This is a genomic window from Mycolicibacterium gadium, assembly GCF_010728925.1.
Taxonomy (GTDB): Bacteria; Actinomycetota; Actinomycetes; order Mycobacteriales; family Mycobacteriaceae; genus Mycobacterium; species Mycobacterium gadium.
Window position 1 is genome coordinate 3,701,352 of sequence record NZ_AP022608.1, and the last position, 26,629, is coordinate 3,727,980.

Sequence of the window (26,629 nt, forward strand, 5' to 3'; positions counted from 1 at the left end):
TGAATACCTCTAGTCTCTGCGGATCAGGGCTGCTCGAGGGCACTCGGCGATCGATTGCTCCGCCAGGTCCTCCTGGTCGGCGGGCACCGGATCGGCCTTGACGACCGCGTAATCCTCGTCGTCGAGATCGAACAGGTCGGGGGCAATTCCAACGCATACGGCGTTGCCTTCGCAACGGTCACGGTCCACTTCCACTCGCATGATGCACTCCTTGCGCTCGGGGCTGCTTCGAGCAGCCAGTGTGGCACCGGCCTGGACCCCAAGACTAGAACGTGTTACAACCGGGAGTGAAGTCGGGCTGGACTTCGGTTCCAGTCTGGTGCACTTAATTACCGGTGCTCTACAGAAGTTAGGACAAGGCGATGCGGATCGGCTACACCCCAGAGCAGGAGGAGTTGCGCCGCGAGCTACGGGCGTACTTCACCAAGCTGATGACCCCCGAGCGCGCCGAAGCGCTGGCCTCCAGCGACGGAGAGATGGGGCGGGGCAACGTCTATCGCGACACCGTCGCCCAAATGGGCAAGGACGGGTGGCTGACGCTCTCGTGGCCCAAGGAGTACGGCGGCCAGGCGCGTCCGCCGATGGACGGGCTGATCTTCAATGACGAGGCCGCTATCGCGAACGTCCCGGTGCCATTCCTGACCATCAACAGCGTCGCGCCGACGATCATGCACTTCGGCAGCGACGAGCAGAAGAAGTTCTTCCTGCCCAAGATCGCCGCCGGAGAACTGCACTTCGCGATCGGATACTCCGAGCCGGGCGCCGGTACCGACCTGGCCGCGCTGCGGACCACGGCGGTACGCGACGGCGACGACTACGTCATCAACGGTCAGAAGATGTGGACCAGCCTGATCGCCTACGCCGACTACGTGTGGCTCGCGGTGCGCACCAACCCGGAGGCCAAGAAGCACCGCGGCATCTCGATGCTCATCGTGCCGACGACGGCCGAGGGCTTCTCGTGGACGCCGGTGCACACCATGGCCGGCGTCGACACCAGCGCCACCTACTACCAGGACGTGCGGGTGCCGGTTTCCAGCCTCGTCGGCGAGGAGAACGCGGGGTGGAAGCTGGTCACCAATCAGCTCAACCACGAGCGCGTCGCACTGGTTTCCGCGCAGCCGATCTTCTCGGCGCTCGACGGTGTCCGCGAATGGGCGCAGAACACCAAGGACGCCCATGGCAGGCGTGTGATCGACTCCGAATGGGTTCAGCTGAACCTGGCCCGGGTGCACGCCAAAGCCGAAGTACTCAAGCTCATCAACTGGGAGCTCGCCTCCTCCACGGATGCCGCCCCGTCACCGGCTGACGCGTCGGCCGCGAAGGTGTACGGCACCGAATTGGCCACCGAGGCCTACCGACTGCTGATGGAGGTGCTCGGCACCGCCGCGACATTGCGCACGAACACCCCCGGGGCCCTGCTGCGGGGCCGCATCGAACGCATGCACCGCTCGTGCCTGATCCTCACTTTCGGTGGCGGCACGAACGAGATCCAGCGCGACATCATCGGCATGGTCGCGCTCGGCCTGCCCAGGGTCAACCGGTAAGGACTGAGACGACATGGACTTCAAGACAACTGAGGCATCCGAGGATCTCGGAGGTCTGGCGCGCACCATCACCGAATCGGTCAGCACGCCGGAACGCCAACGCGAACTCGACGGTCTCGACGAACGCTTCGACAAGACGCTGTGGAGCAAGCTGATCGAAGCCGACATCTTGTCCACCGCTGCGCCGGAATCCCTGGGCGGTGGCGGGTTCGGTGTGCTGGAGCAGGTCGCGGTGCTGGTCGCGCTGGGTAGGCAGATGGCCGCCGTTCCGTATCTGGAATCGGCGGTGCTGGCCGCGGGCGCGCTGGCGACGTTCGGGTCCGAAGCGCTGCAGCAGGAGTGGGCGGTGCCCGCCGTCAACGGGCAGAAGGTCCTGTCCGTCGCGCTCGACGGTGAGATGGGCGAGGGCCCGGTCCAGGCGAGTGCGAACGGCGACGGATTCCGGTTGACCGGCAGCCGCACCCAGGTCAGCTACGGCCCGGTTGCCGACGCGTTCCTCGTGCCCGCCGAAACCGATTCCGGCACCAGGGTCTTCGTGGTCGCCGCCGCCGATTCCGGTGTCACGGTCGAGTCGCTGAGCACCACCGGACACGGCAGCGTCGGCCATCTGGAACTCCGCGGTGTCGAGTTGAGCGCCGACCGCGTCGTCGGCGGCGACGAGGTACTCGCCTGGCTGACCACACACGGCACGTTGGGCCGCAGCGCTTTTCAGCTCGGTGTGGTGGAGCGTGCACTCGAGCTCACGGCCGAATACGCCCGCGAGCGTGAGCAGTTCGAGCGGCCGATCGGCAGCTTCCAGGCCGTCTCGTCACGGCTGGCCGATGGCTACATCGACGTCAAGGCGCTGCGCCTCACGGTGACGCAGGCGGCATGGCGGCTGTCCGAAAATCTGCCCGCCGATGTCGAGGTGAATACGGCGGCGTTCTGGGCGGCCGAGGCCGGCCATCGGGTCGCCCACACCACGGTGCACGTGCACGGCGGCGTCGGGATCGACACCGACCACCCGGTGCACAGGTACTTCCTGGCGGCCAAGCAGACCGAGTTCGCGGTCGGCGGGGCCACCGGGCAGCTGCTGCGCATCGGTCGCGAACTGGCCGACACCCCGGCTTGAACCCGGCGACGGGAAGCGAGCTTCCCACCGTAACCTCGCTGATCGCACCGCTGGTCGACGTCGACGACCGCGGGGTCTACTTCGAGGACACGTTCACCACGTGGCGTGAGCACATCGCCAACGGTGCTGCGGTGGCGGCCGCGCTGCGCGCGCGCATGGATCCTGAGCGGCCGCCGCATGTCGGCGTGCTGCTGCAGAACACCCCGTTCTTCTCGTCGGTTCTGATGGCGGCGGGGCTCACCGGGATCGTGCCGGTGGGGTTGAACCCGGTGCGCCGTGGCGCGGCGCTGCAGCGCGACGTCACGCACGCGGATTGCCAGGTGGTGCTTGCGGATTCGGCATCGGCGGCCGTCGTCGGCGATATCGAGCACATCGACGTCGACTCACCGCAGTGGGCAGCCGAGGTAGCGCGCTACTCCGACGAACCCGTCGTCGCCTACGACGCCGACCCCGGTGATCTGTTCATGCTGATCTATACGTCGGGCACCAGCGGGGACCCCAAGGCGGTCAAGTGCAGCCAGGGCAAGGTCGCCATCGCGGGTCAGATGATGACGGAGCGATTCGAGCTCGGGTCCCGGGACGTCTGCTACGTGTCGATGCCGTTGTTCCACTCGAACGCGGTGCTGGTCGGCTGGGCCGTGGCCTTGGCTTCGCAAAGCTCACTTGCGTTGCGGCGCAAGTTCTCCGCGTCGCAATTTTTGCCCGATGTCCGCCGGTTCGGTGCCACGTACGCCAACTACGTGGGCAAGCCGCTGTCGTATGTGCTCGCCACTCCCGAACAACCCGACGATGCCGACAATCCGCTGCGCGCCGTCTACGGCAACGAGGGCGCACCCGCCGACGTCGAGAGGTTCGCCAGCCGGTTCAACACCCTGGTGATGGACGGGTTCGGTTCGACCGAGGGCGGTATCGCGATCGGCCGCACACCGGACACCCCGCCGGGGTCGCTCGGCCCGCTGCCCGCAGGCACCGAAATTCTCGACGTCGAGACCGGGGAGCCCTGCCCGCCCGGCGTCACGGGCGAGTTGGTGAACACATCCAACGCTGGGCGTTTCGAGGGCTACTACAACGATCCGGACGCCGACGCCCAACGGATGCGCGGCGGGGCATACCACAGTGGCGATCTGGCCTACTGCGACGAGAACGGCTACGCGTACTTCGCCGGCCGACTTGGTGACTGGATGCGCGTCGACGGTGAGAACCTCGGCTCGGCGCCGATCGAGCGGGTGCTACTGCGCCATCCCGACGTCGTCGAAGTGGCGGTGTACGGAATCCCCGCGCCCGATGTCGGCGACCAAATCATGGCGGCGGTGGTGCTGACCGACGGCGCGTCGTTCGATCCGGAACAGTTCCGCGAATTCCTCGCCGATCAATCCGACCTCGGCCCCAAGCAGTGGCCGTCGTATGTGCGAGTCGGTACCGACCTACCCCGCACCGAGACGTTCAAGGTGATCAAACGCCGACTGCAGGCCGAAGGGACCGACTGCGACGATCCGGTGTATCCCGTTCCACGCTGAGAATTGATGTCGCGACGACGGTAGCTCGGACGCGGTATACCTCTGTCATGTTGGCTGAATCGCCGTTGTGGTTGATCCTCGATCTCATCGGTACGTTTGCGTTCGCGCTCAACGGCGCACTGACCGCGGTGCGCGCCGCGCGGTTGGACATCGTCGGTGTCCTCGCTCTTGGGATGTTCACCGGCCTTGGCGGCGGCACCATCCGTGACATCCTGCTCGATGCCTTGCCGCCTGCCACGTTCGTCGACTGGCGCTACTTGGCTGTCGCCGCGGCAGGCGGGGTGATCGCTTTTGCGCTGAGCCGATTCCTCGACCGTCTTGCCGAGACCATCAACGTTCTCGATGCGATCGGACTGAGCGTCTTCGCGGTGCTCGGTGCATACAAGGCTCTTGATATGGGATTCGGTGTGGCGCAGGCGGTCATCGTCGGAGCGATCACCGCCGTCGGGGGCGGCACGATCCGCGACGTGATGATCGGTCGAATTCCTACGGTCCTTCGTAGCGAGCTGTACGCCATACCCGCCCTGATCGGCGCGGGCTGCGCGGCCGCGGCGAACAGCTTTGGCTATCAGGGGACCCTTGCCGCACTCGGCGCGGCTCTGGTGTGCTTCGCGATTCGCGTGGTCGGCATGCGGTTCGACTTGCACGCACCTCAGCCGCCTGGCCGCGGTGGTCCCGCAGACTGCCGGTAATTGCGTTGCGGAATCCTCGGGCAGCCGGTAGAAGTCCGGCGAGCTGTGAAAACCTGACAGACAATTGATGTCAGACGAATCTCGGTGGCCCTGACGCTATGTCGGGCCACCGCGAGAGGTCGTGAACAAATCGGACACGCCCCGACTTCGGTTTGCCGGCTTTCACATCGAGTAGTACTACTCGCCCTTAATACAGGCCCTTTTCGATTACGCTTCGTCACGACCAAAGCAACCGGCCATGTTTGCCGAGAACGGTGACACGCGTTGCAGGACGACAGGAGTGACTGATGAGGCGCACGGCGATCACCGGGGCGGCCGCGTTGGCCGCCACTCTGGCCCTGGTTTTGTCCGGCTGCGGCTCGGACACCAAGACCGAGCCGAGCACCAGCGAGTCGGAGACCACGACCACCACCACGACCACGGCCGAGGCCGCACCGACGACGACGGCCAAAGTCGCTCCTCGCGATGAGGACGCCGCCGGCCCGAACCCGACGATCGCCAGCTACATCAAGGAGAACAACATCCAGGAGGCGCCGGTCAAGCGTGGCGACCCCGGCTCACCCACCATCGATCTGCCGATCCCCGAGGGCTGGGAGCCGGCCGGCGAGAACACCCCGGAGTGGGCCTACGGCGCCATCATCTACACCGGCCCCGAAGCCGCCGAGTACTCCCCGAGCATCGTCGCGCTGGTGTCGAAACTGACCGGCAACGTCGACCCGCAGCAGATCATCGACCTGGCTCCCGGCGAACTGCAGAACCTGCCGGGCTGGAGCGCGTCGAACGAGGGTCAGAACAGCACGCTCAGCGACTACCCGGCCTACCAGCTCGGCGGCACCTGGGAGTCGGAAGGGATGACCAAGATCGTCGCCCAGAAAACCGTCGTGATCCCCGGAGCCGACGGCCTGTACGTGCTGCAGCTCAACGCCGACGGCCTGGAGAACCAGGGCGACATCGTCGGCGCGGCAACGGATGTCATCGACGAGCAGACGACGATCACCCCGTGATGTAGCACTGCCGCGCGCTTCGAGATCCACGTTTTGCAGACCTCTACTCGCACTTCGTCTGCAAAACGTGGATTTCGTGCATTAGCCCTTGCCCGTCTGATGCAACAGCGCGGCAGGCACTCTCGGACGTGAGTAGAACGGTGATCAGTCGGGCGTGAGCTAGTTGCCGCGGATACCGTCGAGTCGCTTCGAGGCCTCGTCGAAGCCGGAGACCAACTCGGCGATGATGTCGGCGACCGGCCGGATCTCGTTCATCCGGCCGACGATCTGGCCGACGGGCATCGCGACGGTGTCGGGATTGTCCGATTCGTTCATCCGCTGATGGGCCTCGCTGACGAGGATGTTCTGCAGCGGCATCGGCAGCGGCTCGGGCGCATCGGGTGCATCCCAGGCGTCGGTCCAGCGCGACTTCAGCAGGCGCGCGGGCTTACCGGTGTAGATGCGGCGGCGCACGGTATCGCTCGAGTTGGCCCGGAGCAGGGCCTCCTGGATCGTCGACACACCGGACGGCTTGCGATGGCCCAGGTCGTACTCGGCCGACGTCAGGAACGCCGAGCCCATCCACACCCCCTGGGCGCCCAGCGCGAGCGCCGCGGCGACCTGCCGCCCGGTGCCGATACCGCCTGCCGCCAGCACCGGAGTCTTACCGTCAAGCGCATCAACGATTTCCGGCCACAGCACCATCGAACCGATCTCGCCGGTGTGCCCGCCCGCTTCGTGGCCCTGCGCCACGACGATGTCGACCCCGTTCTCGGCATGTCGCTGCGCGTGCTTGGCGCTACCGGCGAGAGCGGCCACTGGCACCCCGGCCGCGTGTACCTGATCGATCACGTCCTTCGGCGGTGAGCCAAGGGCATTGGCGATCAACTTGATCGGATGCTTGAGCGCCACCTCGACGTGCGAGCGGGCCACCGAATGCAGCCAGCCCAGCACACCCGAGCTACGCTCCTCGTCCTCGGGCAACGGCGGAACGCCGAGATCGGCGAGCGTCTTGTCGATGAAGTCACGGTGGCTCTGCGGGATGAGCTTGCCGATATCGGCGGCCGTGCCCTCCTGCGGGACTTTGGCCGGCATCACGATGTCGACACCGTACGGCTTACCGTCGGTGTTCTCGTCCATCCAGCACAGCACGTTCTCGAGATCGTCGGCGTCGTTGAACCGCACGCAGCCGAGCACACCGAGACCGCCGGCCTTACTGACCGCGGCGGCGACCTTCTCCGACGGCGTGAAGACGAATATCGGATAGTCGATGCCGAAACGGTCACACAGCTCGGTACGCATGTATTTCTCCCCGTCGCTTCGCTCGCCCCGCTAGGATGTGCTGCCCGCGTGCTTGGCGTGTGCGTCGTCGGCGGGCCGCTCCTCGGTGGTGTCCTTCGCCCACCGGTAGTCGGGCTTTCCGGCGGGCGTGCGGTGGATCTCGTCGACCCACCAAACCTTGCGCGGCACTTTGTAACCCGCGATCTCATTCCGGACGAAGGTGTCGAGTTCGGCCAGCGTCGGGTTGGTGCCTTCGCGGCGGTGGATGACGGCGGCCACGCAGTTGCCGTACCGCTCGTCGGGCACGCCGACTACCAACGCGTCGAAGACGTCGGGGTGGCCCTTGAGTGCGGCCTCGACTTCTTCGGGGTAGATCTTCTCGCCACCGCTGTTGATGGACTGCGAACCGCGGCCGAGCATCGTCACCGAGCCGTCCGCATCGACCTCGGCGTAGTCACCCGGAATCGCATAGCGCACACCGTTGAACGTCTTGAACGTCTCGGCAGTCTTCTTCTCGTCCTTGTAGTAACCGACCGGGATGTTGCCCTTCTTGGCGATCATTCCGCGCACCCCGGAGCCCGGCTTGACCTCGTTGCCGTCCTCGTCGAGAACGACGGTGCGATGGTCGATCGTCACGCGCGGTCCGCCGGTGTGCGACTGGCCCTTCGCCACGATGCTGGTGCCGCCGAAGCCGGTTTCCGAGGAACCGATCGAGTCGGTGATCACCCGGTTGGGCAGCAGCTCGAGGAACTTCTCCTTGATGCTCGTCGAGAACAGCGCGGCCGTGCTGGCGAGCAGGAACAGCGACGACAGGTCGGGCTCGCGGCCCTCGTCGTGCAGTTTGGTCAACGCGTCCAGCAGCGGGCGCGCCATCGCGTCGCCGGTGAAGAACAGCAGGTTCACCTTGTGCTTCTCGATGGTCTCCCAAACCTCGTCGGCATCGAACTCCGGTGCGAGCACGGTGGTTTGACCCGAGAAGATCGACATCCAGGTGGCCGACTGGGTGGACCCGTGGATCATCGGCGGGATCGGGTAGCGGATCATCGGCGGGTTCTCCGCGGCGGCCTTGGCCAGGTCGTACTCATCCTTGACGAACTCGCCGGTCGCAAAGTCGGTGCCGCCGAACAGCACCCGATAAATGTCCTCGTGGCGCCACATCACGCCCTTGGGGAAGCCGGTGGTGCCGCCGGTGTAGAGCAGGTAGATGTCGTCGGCGCTGCGCTCACCGAAATCGCGCTCGGGCGAGCCCTGCTCCAGCGCCGAGTAGAACTCGACACCGCCGTAACGCTGATAGTCGTCGTCGCTGCCGTCCTCGACCGAAAGGATGGTCTTGACGGCGGGTGTCTCGGGCAGCACGTTGGCGACGCGGTCGGCGTAGCGGCGCTCGTGCACCAGCGCGACCATGTCCGAGTTGTCGAACAGGTACTTCAGCTCGCCCTCGACGTAGCGGAAGTTGACGTTGACCAGAATCGCGCCCGCCTTGACGATGCCCAGCATCGCGATGACGATTTCGATGCGATTGCGGCAGTACAGCCCGACCTTGTCGTCCTTCTTCACGCCTTGGTCGAGGAGGTAGTGGGCCAAACGGTTGGCCTTATCCTCCAATTCGGCGTAGGTCAGCTGTACGTCACCGGAAATGAGGGCGACACGGTCTGGCACGGCGTCGATGGCGTGCTCGGCAAGATCGGCAATGTTCAGGGCCACAGCACTAAACTAGAACGTGTTACATTTCCAGACAAGTCTGTGGCATCGACGCTGGAAGGCGGACTAGTTCGTGAGCGACGAAGGAAAACCGGAAAATGGCGCCGACGCCCTCATTGAGCAGCGCGGACACACCTTGATCGTCACCATGAACCGGCCGGAGAAGCGCAATGCACTTTCCACCGAGATGATGTCGATCATGGTGGACGCGTGGGACCGCGTCGACGAAGATCCAGAGATACGCACCTGCATCCTCACCGGTGCCGGCGGCTATTTCTGCGCGGGCATGGACTTGAAGAAAGCCGATCAGCAGTCGCCCGGCGACAGCTTCAAGGGCGGCTTCGATCCGACGCGCATCGACGCACTGCTCAAGGGCCGTCGCTTGACCAAGCCGCTGATCGCTGCCGTCGAGGGCCCGGCCATCGCGGGTGGCACCGAGATCCTGCAGGGCACTGACATCCGCGTCGCGGGTGAGAGCGCCAAATTCGGTGTTTCGGAGGCGAAATGGAGCCTGTATCCGATGGGCGGCTCCGCGGTCCGACTGGTCCGCCAGATCCCCTACACGATTGCCTGCGACATCTTGCTGACCGGCCGCCACCTGACCGCCGCCGAGGCCAAAGAGATCGGTCTGATCGGCTATGTCGTGCCCGACGGCTCGGCACTGGACAAGGCGTTGGAGATCGCCGAGGTGATCAACAACAACGGTCCGCTCGCGGTTCAGGCGATCCTGAAGACCATTCGCGAGACCGAAGGCATGCACGAGAACGACGCCTTCAAGCCGGACACCCAGAACGGCATTCCGGTGTTCCTGTCCGAGGACTCCAAGGAGGGGCCGAAGGCGTTCCTGGAGAAGCGCAAGCCCAACTTCCAGATGAAGTAGTGATTTCGGTGCGCATACAGCCGCTGAGCGATCGTAGGCGCACCCAAATCGCTACGTCAGCAGCGGCTTCGTCGGGGTGAACGTCACCGGCATCGACTCGAGGCCGCTGACGAAGTTAGCTGGCCGCAACGGCAGCACGGCGTCGGACGCCAACTGGAGATCGGGCAGCCTCTCCAGGACCGCGCCGATCATGTTGATGAGCTCGATTCGGGCCAACTGATTACCCAGACAGAAGTGCGTGCCGAAGCCAAATGCCAAATGGCTGTTCGGATCTCGCTGAATGTTGAATTTCTCGGGGTCGCCGAACTGGGCCTCGTCGAAGTTCGCCGACTCGAACATCAGCAGCATTTTCTCGCCCTTGCGCAGCTGCGCTCCGTGAAACTCGGTGTCGGCGGTGATCGTGCGCGCCATGTTCTTCAACGGTGAGGTCCAGCGCAGCATCTCCTCGATCGCGAGGGGGATCTTGTCGGGGTTGTTCTGCAACAGCTCCCACTGCTCGGGGTGGCGGATGAGCTGTTCGATTCCACCGGAGATCGTGTGGCGTGTGGTCTCGTCGCCGCCCACGAGGATCAGCAGGGTCTCCTGCAGGATGTCGTCGTTGGACAACCGCTGACCGTCGACCTCCGCGTGCACCAGCACGCTGATCAGGTCTTCGGTCGGCTCCGCTCGACGCTGTTCGATCTTGTTCATGGTGTACTCGTTGTAAGCCATGAAGGCATCCAAGGTGACCTGCATATCGGCCTCGGACACAGTGGAACTCAGGCCTTCCATCATGTCGTCAGACCACTTGAGGAACAGCTCTCGCTCTTCGGGAAGCACGCCGAGCATGTCGCCGATCACCGCCATCGGCAGCGGCGCGGCAATGTCTCTGACGAAGTCGCACTCACCCTGCTCACAGACCCGATCGATGAGATAGTCACACAGCGAGCTGATCGAATCGCCTTGAACCTTCAACCGCTTCCGCGTGAAGCCCGCATTGACGAGCTTGCGGCGCAACAGATGTTCCGGATCGTCCATGTCGATCATCATCGGCAGCGCGTCTTGATCGGGACGGATACCGCCGGCGTTCGAGAACAGCTCGGGGTTTCGCTCCGCGTCGATCACGGCCTCGTACGTTGTGGCCGCGGCCAATCCGTTGCGGTCCCGGAACACGGGCTCGTTGGCCCGCATCCACTTGTACGCCTCGCGGGATGCAGGCCGGTCGGCATAGAACCCGCCATCGGCAAGGTCTACGTCCGGCTTCGTGAATACTGTCGGCGCCGCCATGTTTCAAACCTCCTGCGCGTCTGCGAACGACATCGCCACGTTGCCTGCCGAACCGGAGACCATCGCGCGTTTGGGGAAGCCTAGCGAGGCCAATTCTTTCGCGTAGGGATGTTCGCCGAGCCGAACCTTTGCACCGCCGGGCCGGTAGCGAACGTCGGTTGACCTCATCACCCCGATGGTCTCGCGTAGCACGCCATCGCGATAGGCGTACGTCGGCGGATCTTGCGGCTTCGAGGTGAATGCTGCCGGCACGCGAAGCCCCGGCCGGAAGTCCATGCCGACCGCGAACTGGCCGTCGATCGTCACATCGAACGAGTACGAATGGCCGTCGCGGATCGTGAAGTCGGCCATCACCTTTGGATAGCCCCAGATCTTCGTCCCGGCTTCGAGCGTGAATTCCTGGTCGACGGGAAGGTGGTGGATGAATGCACCTGCGGACTGCAGGGCCCGCATCCCCTTCGCATCGGTCCCCGGTGGGTTGACCATCACGTTTGTGCCGTACTCGTAATACTGACCGAGATCGCCGTCGATGTAATGCATCAGCATCAGCGCGACTATCGCTCTGCCCGGCAAGTATTGGCACACCTGCAAACCGCTGTAGTCGATCATCGCCTGGGCGGCGTCGGCGTCCACCGGGAACATCGCCATGTGCTGAGTCGCTTTGCGGACATTGACCGGCATGGTGAGCACGGTGCCCGCGATGGTGTGCTGGCTCATCGGGTCAATCTAGAACGCCGACTAGACAACTAGCAAGGAAGTGTCTACCGAGTTGGATTGGCGGCTCGCCTCCGAGCTTCAGACCTGTGCGGCAAGATCCTTGATCTGCTCGACGGAGCGCGCACCGACGACCATCATCGTCACGCCGGCGGCCTCCCACGCCTTGATCTGTTCCTGCACGTAGGCGAGGTCACCCACGATCGCCGAATCGTCGACGAGCTCGTCCGGGATGATCTTCGCCGCCTCGTCCTTGCGATCGGAACGGAACAGCTTCGTGACGTCGTCGACCACCTCCGCGTACCCCATGCGGCGGTAGACGTCGGCGTGGAAGTTGGTGTCCTCAGCGCCCATCCCGCCCATGTAGAGCGCCAGGTGGGGCTTCATCAACTCCATGATCTCGGCGCGATCGTCGGTGACGACGACCTGTGCGGTCGCGCAGATCTCGAACGTCTCGCGGGTGCGCCGCGCGCCGGGACGCGCGAAACCCTCGTCGAGCCACTCGTTGTACATGCCGGCGATCCGTGGCGAGTAGAAGATGGGCAGCCAGCCGTCACAGATCTCGGCGGCCAGGGCGACGTTCTTGGGCCCCTCGGCGCCCAGCATCACCGGGATGTCGGCGCGCAGCGGGTGGGTGATCGGCTTCAGGTTCTTGCCGAGCCCGGTGGTGCCCTCGCCGGTCAACGGCAGCGGGTAGTGCGGGCCGTCGCTGTGTACCGGTGCCTCGCGGGCCCAGACCTGACGCAGGATGTCGATGTACTCGCGGGTGCGGGCCAGCGGCTTGGGGAACTTGGCGCCGTACCAACCCTCGACCACCTGCGGCCCCGACACCCCGAGACCGAGGATGTGCCTGCCACCGGAGAGGTGGTCGAGCGTCAGCGCAGCCATCGCGCACGCCGTCGGCGTCCGCGCCGACAACTGGATCACCGATGTGCCGAGCCGCATCTTCGTGGTTTCGCGCCCCCACCAGGCCAACGGCGTGTAGGCGTCCGAACCCCATGCCTCGGCGGTAAAGACAGTGTCGAAGCCGGCCTCCTCGGCCGCGGCCACGAGTTCGGCGTGGTTCTCCGGCGGCTGCGCGCCCCAATAACCCAACTGCAAACCCAGCTTCATTAGCGAGCCTCCAGACCCATGGTTGAAACTATTATTAGAACCTGTTCTACTCGATGCCGTGACCACAGGCCAAAGCAGCCCGGTGCAGATCGACAAGCATGAGCGGCCTCTCTCGGCTCCGCTGAAGCTCTCATTCGACTACACCCGTTCAGTCGGACCACTCCTGTCCCAGTTCTTCACCGCCCTGCGGGAGCGACGGATCGTCGGCGTACGCGGTTCGGACGGGCGGGTGCACGTGCCGCCTGCTGAGTATGACCCCGTGACGTACGAGCCCCTGACCGAGGTCGTGCCGGTGAGCAGCGTCGGAACGGTCATGTCTTGGACCTGGCAGTCGACGCCGCTGGAGGGCCAGCCGCTGGACAAGCCGTTCGCGTGGGCGCTGATCAAGCTCGACGGCGCCGACACCCCGCTGCTGCACGCGGTGGACGCCGGGTCATCGGACGCGATCAGCACCGGGACCAGGGTGCATGCGCACTGGATAGACGAACCGGTCGGCGCGATCACCGACATCGCGCACTTCCTGCCCGGCGAAGACGCGGAGCCCGAAGGCCAGCCCGACGATCGCGAACCGGTCAAGATCCAGGTGTCGCCGTCGATGATCGAGATCCAGCACACCGCCTCGCTGCCCGAGAGCAGGTTCCTGCGTGCGCTCGAGGAAGGCAAGCTGCTCGCGGCGCGGACCAGGAGCGGACGCGGCGATAAGCCAGGCCCGGTGTACTTCCCGCCGAAGGAGGCCGATCCGGCCACCGGCCTGGAACTCGACGAGTTCCTCGAACTCGACGACAAGGGAACCGTCACCACCTTCGCCATCATCAACATCCCGTTCCCCGGACAGCGCATAAAGCCGCCCTACGTCGCGGCGTACGTGCTTCTCGACGGCGCCGACATCCCGTTCCTGCATCTGGTCACCGAGATCGACCCGGCGGACGTCCGGATGGGCATGCGGGTGCAAGCCGTGTGGAAGCCCCGCGAGGAGTGGGGTCTGGGCATCGACAACATCGACTACTTCCGGCCGACGGGTGAGCCCGACGCCGACTACGACACCTACAAGCACCACCTGTAAAGGCACATTCATGACTGACATTGCAGTGGTGGGCTTCGCGCACGCACCCCACGTCCGCCGTACCGACGGCACCACCAACGGCGTCGAGATGTTGATGCCGTGCTTCCGCGAGCTGTACGACGAGCTGGGCCTGCAGCAGACCGACATCGGCTTCTGGTGCTCGGGATCCTCGGATTACCTTGCCGGCCGGGCCTTCTCGTTCATCTCGGCGATCGACTCGATCGGCGCGGTTCCACCGATCAACGAGAGCCACGTCGAAATGGACGCAGCCTGGGCGCTGTACGAGGCCTACATCAAGTTGCTCACCGGTCAGGTCGAAACCGCATTGGTCTATGGGTTCGGCAAGTCGTCGGCGGGCACGCTGCGTCGCGTTCTGGCATTGCAGACCGATCCCTACACCGTCGCGCCACTATGGCCGGACTCGGTGTCGATGGCGGGTCTGCAGGCCCGGGCGGGCCTGGACGCCGGCAAATGGACCGTCGAGCAGATGGCTCAGGTGGCGCTGGATTCCTACGCCGCCGGCGGACGTACCGACAAAGAAGAGGTCACCGGAAGCGTCGACGAGCTGCTGTCCCGGCCGTACTTCGCCGATCCACTGCGGCGCCATGACATCGCCCCGATCACCGACGGCGCGTCGGCGATCGTGCTCGCAGCGGGCGACAGGGCGCGCGAGCTTCGTGAAAACCCGGCCTGGATAACCGGTTTCGAGCACCGCATCGAGACCCCGATCCTGGGCGCGCGCGACCTCACCACCTCGCCGTCGACCGCGGCGTCGGCCAAGGTCGCGACGAACGGGGATGCCGGTTCGATCGACGTCGCTGAGCTCTACGCACCATTCACCCACCAGCAGCTGATCCTCAAAGAAGCGATCGGGCTGACGGACAAGACGAAGGTCAACCCCTCGGGTGGCGCACTGGCGGCCAACCCGATGTTCTCGGCCGGACTGGAGCGCATCGGCTTCGCCGCGCAGCACATCTTCGACGGTTCCGCGCAGCGGGTACTCGCGCATGCCACGAGCGGCCCTGCGCTGCAACAGAATCTCGTCGCCGTTCTGGAAGGGAAGAACTGAAGTGGCTGGCGCACCTCAAAAGAACTTAGCTGCGGTGCTGGGCACCGGGCAGACGAAGTACGTCGCCAAGCGCCACGACGTGTCGATGAACGGCCTGGTTCGCGAGGCCATCGACAGGGCGCTCGAGGACGCCGGCTCGACGTTCGACGACATCGACGCCGTGGTGGTCGGCAAGGCGCCCGACTTCTTCGAGGGCGTGATGATGCCGGAGCTGTTCATGGCCGACGCCACCGGCGCCACGAACAAGCCGCTCATCCGTGTACACACGGCCGGCTCGGTGGGTGGCTCGACCGCGATCGTCGCCGCCAGCCTCGTGCAGTCGGGCAAGTACAAGCGCGTGCTGACGATGGCGTGGGAGAAGCAGTCCGAGTCGAACGCCATGTGGGCGTTGAGCATCCCGGTACCGTTTACCAAGCCGGTCGGTGCGGGCGCCGGCGGCTATTTCGCGCCGCACATCCGCGCCTACATCCGTCGCTCGGGTGCACCGAGCCACATCGGTGCGATCGTTGCGGTCAAGGATCGGCGCAACGGCGCCAAGAACCCGCTGGCTCATCTGCACCAACCCGACATCACGGTCGAGAAGGTGATGGAGTCCCCGATGCTGTGGGACCCGATCCGCTACGACGAGACCTGTCCCTCGTCCGACGGCGCCGCGGCCATGGTGATCGGCAACGAGGAAGCAGCGGAAGCGCATCTCGCCAACGGTCACCCGGTCGCATGGATTCATGCCACGTCGCTGCGCACCGAACCGCTTGCCTACGCGGGCCGCGACCAGGTCAACCCGCAGGCCAGCCGGGACGCCGCGGCCGCCCTCTGGAAAGCGGCGGGCATCAAGAGCCCAATCGATGAGATCGATGCCGCCGAGGTCTACGTGCCGTTCTCCTGGTACGAGCCGATGTGGTTGGAGAGCCTCGGGTTTGCCCCGGAAGGCGAGGGGTGGAAGCTCACCGAGGCGGGCGAAACCGAGATCACCGGCCGCATTCCGCTCAACGCCTCCGGCGGTGTGCTGTCGTCGAATCCGATCGGCGCCTCCGGGATGATCCGGTTCGCCGAGTCGGCGATCCAGGTGATGGGCAAGGGCGGCGACCATCAGGTCCCCGGTGCTCGCAAAGCGCTGGGCCACGCGTATGGCGGTGGCGCGCAGTACTACTCGATGTGGGTCGTGGGAGCTGACAAACCGTGACTCGCATGCGGTACACCATCAGCATCGCGTTCAGCCCACTCGACCAGCTGATCGAAATCGCGAAAACGGCTGAGGAACTCGGCTTCGACAACATCGCGCTGCCGGACTCGATCTTCTATTTCGAGGAGCAGTCGGTCGACTATCCCTACACTGCCGACGGCAAGCGGATGTTCGATGAGAACTCGCCATGGGTCGATCCGTTGATCCTCGCGGGCGCATTGGGTGCGGTGACTTCGAAGCTGCGCTTCTACACCAACGTGATGAAGCTGGGCTCCCGCAACCCGCTGCTGCTGGCCCGGCAGGTCGGGTCGGTGGCGAACCTCACCAACAACCGGTTCGGCTTCGGTGTCGGGATCGGCTGGGCTCCCGAGGAATTCGAGTGGTGCGGAGTGCCCTACGCGAAGCGCGGCAAACGCGTCGACGAGATGATCGACGTCATCAAGTTGGTGCTCGCCGGAGGCATGGTCGAACACCACGGCGAGTTCTACGACTTCGACCGACTGCAGATGAGCCCGGCACCGTCGGAGCCGGTGCCGTTCTACGTCGGCGGGCACACCGACGTCGCGCTCAAACGCGCTGTCCGGATCGGTGACGGCTGGACGAGTGCGATGATGACCTGCGACCAGCTGGCCGAGACCATCGGCAAACTCAAGGGTCTGCTGGCTGAAGCAGGTCGCGCCGACGACCCGTTCGAATACCAGGCCGTGTGTATCGACAAGTTCGGCGTCGACGGCCACCGCGACCTGGTCGCGGCGGGTGTCACCGACTACATCGGGATTCCGTGGGTGTTCGAGGGACTCGCCTTCGACGCACCGCTGGAGCAGAAGAAGGACGCGATGAAGCGCTTCGCCGATACGTACATTCACTCTGGCTGGCAGGACTGAAGCATGGCGGTCACCGACCCGAACGCCCCGGCTCATCTGGCGGGCAAGCGTTCTCGCGAGGCGGCGATCGCACACGACAAGGATGCCTGGCTGGCGAACTTCGCCGACGACGCCGTCGTCGAGGATCCCATCGGGCCGTCGCACTTCGACCCGGAGGGTAAGGGTCACCGCGGCAAGGAAGCGATCGCGCTGTTCTACGACAAGGCGATCGCCCCCAGCGACCTGACCTTCCACTTCGAGCAGACATACCAGTGCGGCAACGAGGAGGCCAACGTCGGCCACATCGTGATCAGGGCCGCCGGCTACGAGGTGAAGGCCGAAGGCGTGTTCACCTACCGGGTGAACGACGACGGCAAGATCGTTGCACTGCGGGCGTTCTGGGAGCTCGACCGGGCGACGGCGAGCGCTCGCAGAATCTAGCGCCACGCCGGCTGTGGCACGGTGGAGGTATGCGATCCAGATCCACCGCGGCCTTGGCAGCGTTGATGTGCGTGGCGGCGATCGGATGTGACTCATCCGGCACCGGCCCGGCGGGTACCGTTCCGAGCCTGCCCGCGTCAACGACCTCGTCGGCGTCGGCCGCTCCGACCACCACCAAGACGGACGACCAGGTCGACTACAGCCGATTGCTACTCCAGCCGGGCGACCTCAGCGACAACGAGGACACATTCACCGAGCAGTCGAGCACGCCGTCCGGTCCGGACGGGCTGCCCGGTGCCAGTGCGTTTTTCGTCAACCAGGACGACACCCGGGCCATCGCCGACACCATCGTGATCTACCCGGATGCCGAGACCGCGACAAGAACACTGCGTGACGCCTTACCCGCGTTCGGAACGACGATCACCGGCGCAACACCGAGACCCGTTCCGGTCGGCACCGACGGCACCATGGCCGTCGGCATGTCGAAAAACGGCAGCAAGGCGACGACGCTGTTGCTTTTCACCGAGGGACCCGCGCTGGTGCGCCTTGAATTTCAAAGCGCACTCGGTGACGTCACCACTGACCAGTTCGTCATCAACATCGGCAAGATGCAGCAGATCGCGCTGCGAACCGGGTTGGCGTCGGCCGGCTAGCGTCCGAATCGTTCCATGGCCGACGTCGCCACGCCGAACGCGAACCGCTTCGTACGGCGGGCGGCATCGGCGAGCACACGATTCCTGGTCTGCTTCAGCGTCGCCTCGTCACCGACGCTGACCGGGCCGCCGACGTTCACCCAGCAGTAGGTGCCCAGGCAGCGTCCGGCCCGGGACGCGACCGCCTTGGTGATTCGGCGGTCGACCTCGATGCCGGGTTGCGCACGACTCGGCACGACGCACCGAATGGTCGGCATCGTCACCGCGAGCACGGCCCCGCCGAGCGAGAGGCGTCCGCCGGCCCACTGCGACTCGGGCAGCCCGTCCTCGGGATCGGCCAGGTTGAGCAGGATGTTGGGGCGGAAGCGGCGCACATCGACGTCGTCACCGCCGATCTCGGCCCCAATGGTCTTCAAGCTCGTCTGCGTCATGACATGGACGGGCGCCAGGTCGACGAACATGCCCGGCGGCGTCGAGTATCTGCCCAGCAAGGTCAGATCGGTGACCCGGAACATCGACATGTCCGGGAACTTCTCCCCTTCGGCGACCCCGAAGTCCTTGCGCAGCGCGGCGATCGACATGTTCTCGCGCTCGTCCTTGCTCAGCTTGTGCAGCGAGGTGTCGTCGGCGGGTGGCAGGGCGGTGAGACGGACGTCGCGATCGGCCAGCTCGGAGAGCTTCTTGTGCACATCGGGGTCGCTGCTGGAGCACACACTGCCGTCGGGGAAGGTGATCTCGACCTCGGGTGCGTTCCCCGGGCCTGCGTCGGCACCGACCGGATGCGCGTAGCGGGCCGTTGCACCAAGCAGGGCAGGGATGCGCCTGGCCGTCGCGGTGACGTCGCGTTCGAGGTCGCGAACCGCCCACAACCGGTCGCCGTGCACACCGCGGGCGCCGATGTCGATCTGCTCGAGCTGCTCGCCGCCGAGGGACTTCACGGGGTAGCGCCACAGCGCCGTGACCTGACCGAACGACATGCGGCTACGGTACGCGCTAATCGGGGATGAGCTGCAGTCCCGCGATGTAGCGACGGGCCAGATCCTGATAAGCGCCCGGATTGGTCTTCACCCACATCTCCGCGCCGGTCCCCGCCACGGGTCCGCGCACCTTCGCCGGTGCACCGGTCACCACCACCTCGTCGGGAATCTTGGTGCCGCCGATGACCAGCGAATGCGCCGCGATCAGGCTGCGTGCGCCGATGACCGCGCCGTCGAGCACCGTGCAGTGGTTGGCCAGCACGGCCTGGGCGCCGATGTGCACGCCATGCACCACGCACCCGTGCGCGACCGTGGCACCGGGTCCGACGTCGACCGGGATGCCCGGTGGGGCGTGCAGCACACAACAGTCCTGCACGTTCGCGCCCTCGCGGACGACGATCGGAGCGAAATCGGCCCGGAGCACCGCGTTGAACCACACCGAAGCACCCGCCTCCACATGCACGTCACCGACCAGAGTGGCGGTCGGAGCGACGAACGCACTGGGATCGACGATCGGTGATCGCCCCTCGAACGAGTACAACGGCATTGTCTAGATATACCGCAGTTGCCCCGCGATAGTGCCGGCGCGAAAAAGCAGGTAGATGCGTTTGATTGCGCGGCCGCGGGGAAAAACTGTAACGTGTTCTAGTTAGAGCCACAGAAACGGGAGGCCCACCGTGACTACCGAAACAGCAGCCGTCCGCGAAATCGACACCGGCGCGCTCCCGGACAGGTTTGCGCGCGGTTGGCACTGCCTCGGTCCTGTGAAGGACTACCTGGACGGCAAGCCGCACGGCGTGGAGATCTTCGGCACCATGCTGGTGGTCTTCGCCGACTCCAACGGCGACCTCAAGGTCCTGGACGGCTACTGCCGGCACATGGGCGGCAACCTGGCGCAGGGCACGATCAAGGGCGACGAGGTCGCCTGCCCGTTCCACGACTGGCGCTGGGGTGGCGACGGAAAGTGCAAGCTGGTGCCCTACGCCAAGCGCACTCCCCGGCTGGCCCGCACCAAGGCCTGGCACACCGACGTCCGCGGTGGTCTGCTGTTCGTCTGGCACGACCACGAGGGCAACCCGCCTCAAGAAGAGGTCCGTATCCCCGACATCCCGGAGTTCGCCGACGACGGGTGGACCGACTGGCGGTGGAACACCATGCTCATCGAGGGCAGCAACTGCCGCGAGATCATCGACAACGTCACCGACATGGCGCACTTCTTCTACATCCACTTCGGCCTACCGACGTATTTCAAGAACGTCTTCGAGGGCCACATCGCGTCGCAGTACCTGCACAATGTGGGCAGGCCCGACGTCAGCGATCTGGGCACCTCCTACGGTGAGGCGCATCTCGATTCGGAGGCGTCGTACTTCGGGCCGTCATTCATGATCAACTGGCTGCACAACAACTACGGCGGATTCAAGGCCGAGTCGATCCTGATCAACTGCCATTACCCGGTCACCCAGGACTCGTTCGTGCTGCAGTGGGGTGTCATCGTCGAGAAGCCCAAGGGCCTGGACGAGGCCACGACCGACAAGCTCGCACGGGTGTTCACCGAGGGCGTCAGCAAGGGCTTTCTGCAGGACGTCGAGATCTGGAAGCACAAGACGCGCATCGACAACCCGCTGCTCGTCGAGGAGGACGGCGCGGTCTACCAGATGCGCCGCTGGTACCAGCAGTTCTACGTCGACGTCGCCGACGTGACTCCCGACATGACCGACCGCTTCGAGATCGAGGTCGACACCACGGTGGCCAACGAGAAGTGGCACGTCGAGGTCGAGGAGAACCTCAAGACTCAGGCCAAAGAGCAGGACGAGAACGAAAAGGCAGAGCACGCGAGCTCATGACCCCGCGTAAGGACGCCCCTGACTCCGGTCAGATTGTCGGCCCCGCCGACGTCGACCAGCTGGCGAGGTCGATGCTGCTTCTGCACGGCGTTCATGACGACGACGACCACAGCCACGGCGACAGTGAGACAGGGGATTCCAGGGAAGCCGGGGCTCGGTCTTGGTCCAAGGCACCGACTTTCGGCGACGACCGAGCCGAGGCGCTTCGGGAGGCCACCGTGCGCGACCGTGAGCGTTACCTGCGATCGGGGCTGGTTTCGGTCGACTGCAGGTTCTGCCACGTGGCGGTCGAGGTGAAGAAGCTCGGTCCCGCGCAGACGTCGGTGCAGTGGAACTCCGAGGCAACCCGCCGTTGCGCGTACTTCAACGAGATCCGCGAGGCCGGCGGTGATCCGGCACGGGCCCGCTCCTGCCCGAAGCTCGCGGGCAGCATCAAACACGCTGTGGTTGAAGGCTGCCTGGAGGAGACGTCCTCAGCGCCATCCCCGGGGGACGGCTAGCTTCCACCATGGCGGCCATGGTGGCGCGGCGGTCGGTGCTTCTGCTTGCGCTCGTCCTCGTTCCGGGCTGCACCGAAGTCGTCGACGCCCCTCCGAGGGCCGCTCCGCCGGTGGCGCCTATCACCGCCGGACAGGTCAAGGACCTGCTGAGCCCCAAAGTCGAGAAGTACGACGGGAATCTGTTCGCCACCGTCGAACCCGACGAGTGCAGCGGCGTCGCCAGAGAGGTGGATCCGCCGTTCATCTTCGACCACGATCCGGCTGCGACCGACGGCGGGCACTGGATGGTCGACGACGCCGGACGCCAGGTGTACATCGAGGAGATGGTCGGCGTCTATCGGGCGGACTACGACGCGAAGAATGCACTGGCGCAAGCGAAGCGGACGCTGCAGTCGTGCGCGGATACTCCGTTCACTGTCACCGATATGAAGGGCCGCGTCTACGACTTCACGCTGCAGCCGCTGACGTCATCCAGCTCGCCCAACATCCTGCTGTGGTCCTTCACAGCCAGCGACTGGGCATGCGACAGTACGTTCGTCGCCGCCCACAATGCGGCGATCGAGATTTCCACGTGTGGCGCGGCCGGCGGCTATCCGGTGCGCACGCTGGCTGCAGAAGCGTTGGATCGCATTGAGAGGCTGGCCAATACGACGGCCTGACCGTCACAGCCCCTTGAACTGCTCCTTGACCTGCTCGTCGGTCAGCCCGTAGTCGGCAAGTGAGTACGTGTGCTTCGGCGCGCGGGGGCCCTGCTGACTCTCGGCGTGGCTCTCGGCTATCGCCGTGCGGGCCTCGCCGGTGAACTCGATGTCGAAGTGCGAATAGATGCCCTCGACCGCCGACACCGGATCCTTGACGAACTCGAAGTAGTCGACATCGCAGAACTGCGCCTGGTCATGGTCGGCCCGAACCTCGTTGAACCGCCTGAGACCTCGCGTCCACGTCTCCATCGCGTCCGCACCGATCTGCGCGCCGACGAACGAGTTCGACCATCCTTCGGTCGTGTGCTGCGCCAGCGAACACATCGACGCCATGATGGTCTCCGCGGGCCGGTGGCACTGCACGATGAGCGCATCCGGGTACGTCTTGAAGATCGCGTCGAGCGCGAACAGATGGCTCGGATTCTTGAGCACCCAGCGCTTCTCGGCATCGTTCAGACCGATCAACTGCAGGTTCTTGCGATGCCGCTGATATGGCTTGGTCCAGTCCTGCTTGGCCAGCCACTGTGAGTACGTCGGCAGATGGGACAGCGTCTCGTACGACACCGAATGCAGCGACTGGCGCAGCAGCTGCCAGCACTCCTCCACCTCGTCGGCCGTCATGTAGTGCAGACCGGTGTAGTCCGGATTCTCCGCGTGCGCCTTGGCGAACTGGGCGTCGATCTGCGCGAAAACCGGGTTCTCCGACCATGTCTCGCGTGGCGGACGGGGTTGTGGGAACTCGGCCAGCCAGAGTTCCAGTCCTTGATGCCGCGGGTCGGCGGTGAGCAGTCGGTGAATGACGGTCGTGCCCGTGCGCGGCAGCCCGGTGACGAAGATGGGGCGCTCGACCGTCACGTCGGCGTGCTCGGGGTACTGCTTCCACGCCGCCTCCGACACCAGTCGCGCCACCAGTGCGTTGCGGACGAAGAACCGGTTCATCTTGCTACCGAGTTCGGTGAGATCGGCGTCGCGCCGGAACGACTCCAGCAGGACGCTCAGCGCCTCCCGGTAGTTGTCATCGTCGGCACCGAAGTCGTCGAGTCCGCACGCCTTCGTCGCCGAAGCGTGCAGATCGTCGACGGTGCCAACGTCCGTCCTGGTCATCAGGCCTTGTACTCCCCGCAGTTGACGTCCAGGGCCTGCCCGGTAATGCCGCTGGACAGATCGCTGGCCATGAACAGGATCGCCGATGCGACCTCGTCCTCGGTCGGCAGCCGCTTCAGGTCGGATCCGGCGGCGGCCGCGTTGTAGATGTCTTCGACACTGGTGCCGTATTTGCCGGCCTGGTGCTCGAAGTAGCCCTTCAGGGTTCCACCCCAGATATAGCCCGGCAGAACGGAGTTGACGCGGATGCCCTGCTCGCCGAGTTCGGTCGCCAATGTCTGCGACATCGCCAGCAACGCCGACTTCGCCATCTTGTAGGCGCCGTACTTGGCCTGCGAGTGACGTACGACCATGGAGTTCACGTTGACGACCGAACCCTTGGACTCGGCCAGCGCAGGCGTGAAGCCCTGGATCATCCGCAGCGCGCCGAACACCGTCAGCTCGATGGCGTCTTTCATGTGCTCGAACGTCGTGTTGGCGAACGGCTTCATCGACGGCACCCGGAAAGCGTTGTTGATCAGCACGTCGACCTTGCCGTACGCCGCCAGCGTCTGGTCGACGAGGTTACTCACCTGCGCTTCGTCGGTGATGTCGGTACCCACCGTGACCGCACGCCTGCCGATGTCGGTGATCTGCTTGGCGACGTCCTCGAGCCGCTCGACGGTGCGGGCGGCCAGCACCAGATCCGCACCCGCTTCGGCACAGCGCCTGGCGAGCGTGGTGCCCAGCGCCGGGCCGACACCACTGATGACGACAACCTTGTCCTTCAAGAGTTCCGTGGACACCCTAACCCACCATTCTTTCGCCGATTTGCTTCTGGCGCAGCGCGATCCGCGCCTGCCAGTCCGCGTCACTGATCTTGTTGGAGTCGTAGTACGGCAGCGCGGCGGCCACCTTGTCGATGTCGACGATCTCGAGGGTGGGGCCGTCGGCTTCGGTCAGTTCTCGGGATACCCGTTGCCACCGGAACTGCAGGTACCCCTTGCTGTGACCCAGTGTTTCCATCCAGTTCGTCACACCGGGGTTGGCATCGGACACGACGTAACGGATCTTGCCGTCCGGATCAGCCTGTGCCTGAGTGCCGTTCAGCGACGTCTGATGGTTGATGTAGTCCAGCGAGATGTACCACAGGCTGCCCAACTGAAAGCCGAGGTACGGCGCGTCGGTGACGGGCAGCGTGATCACCATCGCCTGGTCGGGCGTCAGATCGTAATGTCCGACCGACGAGTACTGCGTAGCGAGACCACCGGGGGTGAGCCTCGGCGCCGTCAGCGTGTTCACGGGCAGATCGTCGTAGAACCATTTCGGGAATTGCAACCACGTCTTGACCCGCTGCACGAGCTGCTTACCCGCCACCGCATAGCGTTTTTCGATCAGCGCCGTGGTGAGCGGCGGCGGTGCGGTGCCCGCGGTGTCGGTGCGCGCGATGGCGAAGGTGCCGCGCTGAGCGGACCAGTCGTTGTACACCTCGCGAATGACCAACTGCGAAGGGCTGTCCGGGGTGAACCGCCACTCGAAGGTGCCATCCGAGGCGATGTCGAGCTTGCGGTCGTCGAAAGCGGTCTCGCTATCCGGTACGACCTCGTCGGTGTACTCACCACCGAGGAGCTGAAAGCTGACATCTGTGGTGGTGCCGCGCGTTCCGGTGACGACGTACTCGTTGCCGGGCTGCACGCGGGTGCCGAAGTACATGGTGTCGGGATTGTCGAGGCCCATTTTGGTGAACGGTCCGGTCCCGCTGTGCAGGAACGGGTGGTCGCGGTCGTAGTCGAAGGCCACGTGCGTGCAGGCTGCGATACACCCGGCGAGGTATTGCAGGCCCTCGAGCAGGTCGGCTTCGGATTCGATGAAGTGGGCCGTCGCGACGAGGTGTTCGGCCTCTGCGATCGCGTCGATCAGCGGCTGCGAATACATGCCTACGAAACTAGAACGCGTTCTAACAAGAGTCAATATATCGACCGTTCCGGTACATATATGGAACGAGATGTACGCTGCTGGGGTGTCCGCCCCCGAACCTTCCGGCCGTGCATCGCCACCGACCGACAGGGTCGTGCGGATCCTCGACTACCTCGCGGGCCGCCCCACGGAACGCTTCGGGGTGTCCGATCTGGCCCGTCGGGTCGGACTGAGCAAGCCGACGTGCCTCGGCATCGTCACGTCCCTCGCCGATGCTGGATACCTGGTGCGCGACGCCGCGGACAAGACGTACCGCCTTGGCCCGGCACTGATCACTCTCGGCCAGAAGGCCCAGGAGTCGATGCGGGTCAGCCCGGCGGCACGCGAAGAACTGCGGAGACTGTCGGCTCGCTTCGGTGTCACCGCGGCGCTGTCCGGTGTCATCGACGACCGGATTACGCTACTGGACCTGGTGGCTCCCGCCGGTACCAGACCGGGCGTCGAGGTGGGGCAGAGTTATCCGTTCGCTCCGCCCGTCGGTTTGATGTTCGTGCTGTGGGATGAAGAGGCCGAACGCAAGTGGCTCGCCAAGGAGCCGACGATCCCGCTGCGCACTCATTCGGACCGGCTCAACAGGGTGATCGCCAGGTGCCGCGAGGACGGCTATCTGGTCGAGCGGCTGACGCCGGGTGGCCGACGGCTGTATTCCCTGATGGCGGGGATGTCGAGCAACCTGCCCGACGAATTGCGGGCGCTACTCGGCGAATTGGTCTCCGACATCGGTGAGCGCGTGTATCTGCGCGACGAGAACGGGCAGGCGGGCCGGAGGCGGCATGACATCAGCGTGATCTCGGCGCCGGTCTACGACCACGACCAGCGACAGGTGATGGTCGCCTCGATGCACATCGGAACGTCGTTGACGGACAACGAGATCGTCGAGCGGGCCCGCGCCGTGGTGGCGACCGCCGACGCGGTCAGCGCTCAGCTGGGAAACACTCAATCGCGCCGGCGGGACAGCCGACGCGATTGAGCGGTGGAGATTCATTTGGCTTTAGAGGTCAGTCAGCGCCTCGGTGATCGGTGTGGGTGCCACCTCGACACCACACTGGCTGGCCAGATCGATCGCCGGCTGATTGATCGTCATCAACTCGGTCTCGACCTTCGGATTCTCCGCAAAGTAGGTGCGGAACGCCTGGGTCACATCGGCAGGCGACTGCTCGACGATGGTGGTCAGCGCGTCATTGGCTGCAGGATTGCCGGCCAGATACGTGCTGGTGGACTCCGCCACAGTGCGTGAGGTGTCGGCAATCGTGCTGACGCTGCAGTTCTGGGGCTCCGTGCCCGGACCCGGCGCAGGCTGGGCATTCACGACCGGAATCACGATGGCCGCGGAACCGAAAGCAAGCAGACCCCCGGCGAACATGCCGTACAGGCCGCGTCGCACGGTCTTCTCGGACATCTTCATCAAAATCACTCCTCTAGTCGGCGACCTCGTGGTCGCTGCCAAAAGGCGTAACCGATGTGGGGTCTGAC

At 65.1% G+C, this 26,629-nt stretch carries 28 protein-coding genes; 16 read left to right on the forward strand and 12 right to left on the reverse strand.

Features of this window, described 5'->3' with window-relative positions; genetic code table 11:
• Nucleotides 1–9: 9 nt before the first annotated feature.
• Nucleotides 10–201, reverse strand: coding sequence for a ferredoxin (locus G6N36_RS18265; RefSeq protein WP_015309489.1), 192 nt, complete (start codon nucleotides 199–201; stop codon nucleotides 10–12).
• Nucleotides 202–362: 161 nt separating this feature from the next.
• Between G6N36_RS18265 and G6N36_RS18270 the strand changes: the two genes are divergently transcribed.
• The 5 genes from G6N36_RS18270 to G6N36_RS18290 all read left to right on the forward strand — a co-directional run bounded on the left by G6N36_RS18270 (nucleotide 363) and on the right by G6N36_RS18290 (nucleotide 5,868).
• Nucleotides 363–1,544: an acyl-CoA dehydrogenase family protein gene (locus G6N36_RS18270; protein ID WP_163688328.1), complete on the forward strand. Its 1,182-nt coding sequence runs from the start codon at nucleotides 363–365 to the stop codon at nucleotides 1,542–1,544.
• Between the two features lie 13 nt (nucleotides 1,545–1,557).
• Nucleotides 1,558–2,655 (forward strand): acyl-CoA dehydrogenase family protein, encoded by a 1,098-nt coding sequence (locus G6N36_RS18275; protein ID WP_163688329.1) that lies wholly within the window; start codon nucleotides 1,558–1,560, stop codon nucleotides 2,653–2,655.
• Nucleotides 2,652–4,172, forward strand: a complete 1,521-nt coding sequence (fadD17, locus tag G6N36_RS18280; protein ID WP_163688330.1) for a long-chain-fatty-acid--CoA ligase FadD17 — start codon at nucleotides 2,652–2,654, stop codon at nucleotides 4,170–4,172. Before G6N36_RS18275 ends, fadD17 begins: the two co-directional genes overlap by 4 nt.
• A 47-nt stretch (nucleotides 4,173–4,219) precedes the next feature.
• Nucleotides 4,220–4,864: a trimeric intracellular cation channel family protein gene (locus G6N36_RS18285; RefSeq protein ID WP_163688331.1), complete on the forward strand. Its 645-nt coding sequence runs from the start codon at nucleotides 4,220–4,222 to the stop codon at nucleotides 4,862–4,864.
• 287 nt (nucleotides 4,865–5,151) lie between these two features.
• The gene (locus G6N36_RS18290; protein WP_163688332.1) at nucleotides 5,152–5,868 is read left to right on the forward strand and encodes an envelope biogenesis lipoprotein LpqN; all 717 of its coding nucleotides are present in this window, start codon (nucleotides 5,152–5,154) and stop codon (nucleotides 5,866–5,868) included.
• Nucleotides 5,869–6,027: 159 nt separating this feature from the next.
• On the opposite strand, the gene G6N36_RS18295 is transcribed toward G6N36_RS18290, so the two are convergent.
• Nucleotides 6,028–7,149 carry an NAD(P)H-dependent flavin oxidoreductase gene (locus G6N36_RS18295; RefSeq protein WP_163688333.1) on the reverse strand — a complete coding sequence of 374 codons (1,122 nt, stop codon included), beginning with the start codon at nucleotides 7,147–7,149 and terminating at the stop codon, nucleotides 6,028–6,030.
• Between the two features lie 30 nt (nucleotides 7,150–7,179).
• Nucleotides 7,180–8,832: a medium/long-chain-fatty-acid--CoA/3-oxocholest-4-en-26-oate--CoA ligase gene (locus G6N36_RS18300; RefSeq protein ID WP_163688334.1), complete on the reverse strand. Its 1,653-nt coding sequence runs from the start codon at nucleotides 8,830–8,832 to the stop codon at nucleotides 7,180–7,182.
• A 70-nt stretch (nucleotides 8,833–8,902) separates the two neighbouring features.
• Between G6N36_RS18300 and G6N36_RS18305 the strand changes: the two genes are divergently transcribed.
• On the forward strand, nucleotides 8,903–9,709 hold the full coding sequence (locus G6N36_RS18305; protein WP_163688335.1) for a crotonase/enoyl-CoA hydratase family protein: 807 nt from the start codon (nucleotides 8,903–8,905) through the stop codon (nucleotides 9,707–9,709).
• Nucleotides 9,710–9,760: 51 nt separating this feature from the next.
• Here G6N36_RS18305 and G6N36_RS18310 read toward each other — a convergent pair whose 3' ends face one another.
• The 3 genes from G6N36_RS18310 to G6N36_RS18320 all read right to left on the reverse strand — a co-directional run bounded on the left by G6N36_RS18310 (nucleotide 9,761) and on the right by G6N36_RS18320 (nucleotide 12,802).
• On the reverse strand, nucleotides 9,761–10,975 hold the full coding sequence (locus G6N36_RS18310) for a cytochrome P450 (RefSeq protein WP_163688336.1): 1,215 nt from the start codon (nucleotides 10,973–10,975) through the stop codon (nucleotides 9,761–9,763).
• Between the two features lie 3 nt (nucleotides 10,976–10,978).
• The gene (locus tag G6N36_RS18315; protein ID WP_163688337.1) at nucleotides 10,979–11,692 is read right to left on the reverse strand and encodes an acetoacetate decarboxylase family protein; all 714 of its coding nucleotides are present in this window, start codon (nucleotides 11,690–11,692) and stop codon (nucleotides 10,979–10,981) included.
• Nucleotides 11,693–11,770: 78 nt separating this feature from the next.
• Complete coding sequence (locus G6N36_RS18320; RefSeq protein WP_163688338.1) at nucleotides 11,771–12,802, reverse strand: LLM class F420-dependent oxidoreductase; 1,032 nt, start codon at nucleotides 12,800–12,802, stop codon at nucleotides 11,771–11,773.
• Nucleotides 12,803–12,860: 58 nt separating this feature from the next.
• Here G6N36_RS18320 and G6N36_RS18325 point away from each other — a divergent pair, with 58 nt between their 5' ends.
• From G6N36_RS18325 to G6N36_RS18350, 6 genes are read left to right on the forward strand one after another with little or no spacing between them, the layout of a single operon-like run.
• Nucleotides 12,861–13,865 carry a Zn-ribbon domain-containing OB-fold protein gene (locus tag G6N36_RS18325; RefSeq protein WP_163688339.1) on the forward strand — a complete coding sequence of 335 codons (1,005 nt, stop codon included), beginning with the start codon at nucleotides 12,861–12,863 and terminating at the stop codon, nucleotides 13,863–13,865.
• A 10-nt stretch (nucleotides 13,866–13,875) separates the two neighbouring features.
• Nucleotides 13,876–14,934: a thiolase family protein gene (locus tag G6N36_RS18330; RefSeq protein ID WP_163688340.1), complete on the forward strand. Its 1,059-nt coding sequence runs from the start codon at nucleotides 13,876–13,878 to the stop codon at nucleotides 14,932–14,934.
• Between the two features lies 1 nt (nucleotide 14,935).
• A complete protein-coding gene (locus G6N36_RS18335) occupies nucleotides 14,936–16,117 on the forward strand; it encodes a thiolase family protein (protein WP_163688341.1) in 1,182 nt (393 codons plus the stop codon).
• Nucleotides 16,118–16,122: 5 nt separating this feature from the next.
• On the forward strand, nucleotides 16,123–17,001 hold the full coding sequence (locus tag G6N36_RS18340; RefSeq protein ID WP_163688342.1) for a TIGR03619 family F420-dependent LLM class oxidoreductase: 879 nt from the start codon (nucleotides 16,123–16,125) through the stop codon (nucleotides 16,999–17,001).
• A 3-nt stretch (nucleotides 17,002–17,004) separates the two neighbouring features.
• Nucleotides 17,005–17,421 (forward strand): nuclear transport factor 2 family protein, encoded by a 417-nt coding sequence (locus G6N36_RS18345; RefSeq protein ID WP_163688343.1) that lies wholly within the window; start codon nucleotides 17,005–17,007, stop codon nucleotides 17,419–17,421.
• A 29-nt stretch (nucleotides 17,422–17,450) separates the two neighbouring features.
• A complete protein-coding gene (locus G6N36_RS18350) occupies nucleotides 17,451–18,074 on the forward strand; it encodes a hypothetical protein (protein ID WP_235690095.1) in 624 nt (207 codons plus the stop codon).
• Here the strand turns inward: G6N36_RS18350 and G6N36_RS18355 are convergent.
• Complete coding sequence (locus tag G6N36_RS18355) at nucleotides 18,071–19,051, reverse strand: MOSC domain-containing protein (RefSeq protein WP_179964810.1); 981 nt, start codon at nucleotides 19,049–19,051, stop codon at nucleotides 18,071–18,073. The two genes, G6N36_RS18350 and G6N36_RS18355, sit on opposite strands and share 4 nt — an antisense overlap.
• A 16-nt stretch (nucleotides 19,052–19,067) precedes the next feature.
• Nucleotides 19,068–19,598, reverse strand: a complete 531-nt coding sequence (locus G6N36_RS18360) for a gamma carbonic anhydrase family protein (RefSeq protein WP_163688344.1) — start codon at nucleotides 19,596–19,598, stop codon at nucleotides 19,068–19,070.
• 130 nt (nucleotides 19,599–19,728) lie between these two features.
• On the opposite strand from G6N36_RS18360, the gene G6N36_RS18365 reads away from it, so the two are divergent.
• The 3 genes from G6N36_RS18365 to G6N36_RS18375 are packed head-to-tail and all read left to right on the forward strand — an operon-like array spanning nucleotide 19,729 to nucleotide 22,054.
• Entirely contained in the window at nucleotides 19,729–20,895 is a 1,167-nt protein-coding gene (locus G6N36_RS18365) for a 3-ketosteroid-9-alpha-monooxygenase, oxygenase component (RefSeq protein ID WP_163688345.1), read from the forward strand.
• Nucleotides 20,892–21,395 (forward strand): hypothetical protein, encoded by a 504-nt coding sequence (locus G6N36_RS18370; protein WP_163688346.1) that lies wholly within the window; start codon nucleotides 20,892–20,894, stop codon nucleotides 21,393–21,395. Before G6N36_RS18365 ends, G6N36_RS18370 begins: the two co-directional genes overlap by 4 nt.
• A 17-nt stretch (nucleotides 21,396–21,412) precedes the next feature.
• Nucleotides 21,413–22,054, forward strand: coding sequence for a sensor domain-containing protein (locus tag G6N36_RS18375; protein ID WP_163688347.1), 642 nt, complete (start codon nucleotides 21,413–21,415; stop codon nucleotides 22,052–22,054).
• A gap of 3 nt (nucleotides 22,055–22,057) precedes the next feature.
• Here G6N36_RS18375 and G6N36_RS18380 read toward each other — a convergent pair whose 3' ends face one another.
• From G6N36_RS18380 to G6N36_RS18390, 3 genes are read right to left on the reverse strand one after another with little or no spacing between them, the layout of a single operon-like run.
• Nucleotides 22,058–23,200, reverse strand: a complete 1,143-nt coding sequence (locus tag G6N36_RS18380) for a sulfotransferase family protein (RefSeq protein WP_179964811.1) — start codon at nucleotides 23,198–23,200, stop codon at nucleotides 22,058–22,060.
• On the reverse strand, nucleotides 23,200–23,985 hold the full coding sequence (locus G6N36_RS18385; RefSeq protein ID WP_163688348.1) for an SDR family oxidoreductase: 786 nt from the start codon (nucleotides 23,983–23,985) through the stop codon (nucleotides 23,200–23,202). Before G6N36_RS18385 ends, G6N36_RS18380 begins: the two co-directional genes overlap by 1 nt.
• A 1-nt stretch (nucleotide 23,986) precedes the next feature.
• Nucleotides 23,987–25,114, reverse strand: a complete 1,128-nt coding sequence (locus G6N36_RS18390; RefSeq protein ID WP_163688349.1) for a hypothetical protein — start codon at nucleotides 25,112–25,114, stop codon at nucleotides 23,987–23,989.
• 70 nt (nucleotides 25,115–25,184) lie between these two features.
• Here G6N36_RS18390 and G6N36_RS18395 point away from each other — a divergent pair, with 70 nt between their 5' ends.
• Nucleotides 25,185–26,126, forward strand: coding sequence for an IclR family transcriptional regulator (locus tag G6N36_RS18395; protein ID WP_163688350.1), 942 nt, complete (start codon nucleotides 25,185–25,187; stop codon nucleotides 26,124–26,126).
• Nucleotides 26,127–26,147: 21 nt separating this feature from the next.
• On the opposite strand, the gene G6N36_RS18400 is transcribed toward G6N36_RS18395, so the two are convergent.
• A complete protein-coding gene (locus G6N36_RS18400; RefSeq protein ID WP_235690096.1) occupies nucleotides 26,148–26,555 on the reverse strand; it encodes a hemophore-related protein in 408 nt (135 codons plus the stop codon).
• Between the last annotated feature and the right edge of the window lie 74 nt (nucleotides 26,556–26,629).

Bases quoted from the DNA above. Each gene is read 5' to 3' on its own strand.
- G6N36_RS18270 (WP_163688328.1), top strand. From the start codon at position 363: ATGCGGATCGGCTACACCCCAGAGCAGGAGGAGTTGCGCCGCGAGCTA.
- G6N36_RS18320 (WP_163688338.1), bottom strand. From the start codon at position 12,802: ATGAAGCTGGGTTTGCAGTTGGGTTATTGGGGCGCGCAGCCGCCGGAG.
- G6N36_RS18275 (WP_163688329.1), top strand. From the start codon at position 1,558: ATGGACTTCAAGACAACTGAGGCATCCGAGGATCTCGGAGGTCTGGCG.
- G6N36_RS18315 (WP_163688337.1), bottom strand. From the start codon at position 11,692: ATGAGCCAGCACACCATCGCGGGCACCGTGCTCACCATGCCGGTCAAT.
- G6N36_RS18330 (WP_163688340.1), top strand. From the start codon at position 13,876: ATGACTGACATTGCAGTGGTGGGCTTCGCGCACGCACCCCACGTCCGC.
- G6N36_RS18380 (WP_179964811.1), bottom strand. From the start codon at position 23,200: ATGACCAGGACGGACGTTGGCACCGTCGACGATCTGCACGCTTCGGCG.
- G6N36_RS18360 (WP_163688344.1), bottom strand. From the start codon at position 19,598: ATGCCGTTGTACTCGTTCGAGGGGCGATCACCGATCGTCGATCCCAGT.
- G6N36_RS18340 (WP_163688342.1), top strand. From the start codon at position 16,123: ATGCGGTACACCATCAGCATCGCGTTCAGCCCACTCGACCAGCTGATC.
- G6N36_RS18390 (WP_163688349.1), bottom strand. From the start codon at position 25,114: ATGTATTCGCAGCCGCTGATCGACGCGATCGCAGAGGCCGAACACCTC.
- G6N36_RS18375 (WP_163688347.1), top strand. From the start codon at position 21,413: ATGGTGGCGCGGCGGTCGGTGCTTCTGCTTGCGCTCGTCCTCGTTCCG.
- G6N36_RS18310 (WP_163688336.1), bottom strand. From the start codon at position 10,975: ATGGCGGCGCCGACAGTATTCACGAAGCCGGACGTAGACCTTGCCGAT.
- G6N36_RS18290 (WP_163688332.1), top strand. From the start codon at position 5,152: ATGAGGCGCACGGCGATCACCGGGGCGGCCGCGTTGGCCGCCACTCTG.
- G6N36_RS18400 (WP_235690096.1), bottom strand. From the start codon at position 26,555: ATGTCCGAGAAGACCGTGCGACGCGGCCTGTACGGCATGTTCGCCGGG.
- G6N36_RS18355 (WP_179964810.1), bottom strand. From the start codon at position 19,051: ATGTCGTTCGGTCAGGTCACGGCGCTGTGGCGCTACCCCGTGAAGTCC.
- G6N36_RS18395 (WP_163688350.1), top strand. From the start codon at position 25,185: ATGTACGCTGCTGGGGTGTCCGCCCCCGAACCTTCCGGCCGTGCATCG.
- G6N36_RS18295 (WP_163688333.1), bottom strand. From the start codon at position 7,149: ATGCGTACCGAGCTGTGTGACCGTTTCGGCATCGACTATCCGATATTC.
- G6N36_RS18345 (WP_163688343.1), top strand. From the start codon at position 17,005: ATGGCGGTCACCGACCCGAACGCCCCGGCTCATCTGGCGGGCAAGCGT.
- G6N36_RS18265 (WP_015309489.1), bottom strand. From the start codon at position 201: ATGCGAGTGGAAGTGGACCGTGACCGTTGCGAAGGCAACGCCGTATGC.
- G6N36_RS18370 (WP_163688346.1), top strand. From the start codon at position 20,892: ATGACCCCGCGTAAGGACGCCCCTGACTCCGGTCAGATTGTCGGCCCC.
- G6N36_RS18285 (WP_163688331.1), top strand. From the start codon at position 4,220: ATGTTGGCTGAATCGCCGTTGTGGTTGATCCTCGATCTCATCGGTACG.
- G6N36_RS18350 (WP_235690095.1), top strand. From the start codon at position 17,451: ATGCGATCCAGATCCACCGCGGCCTTGGCAGCGTTGATGTGCGTGGCG.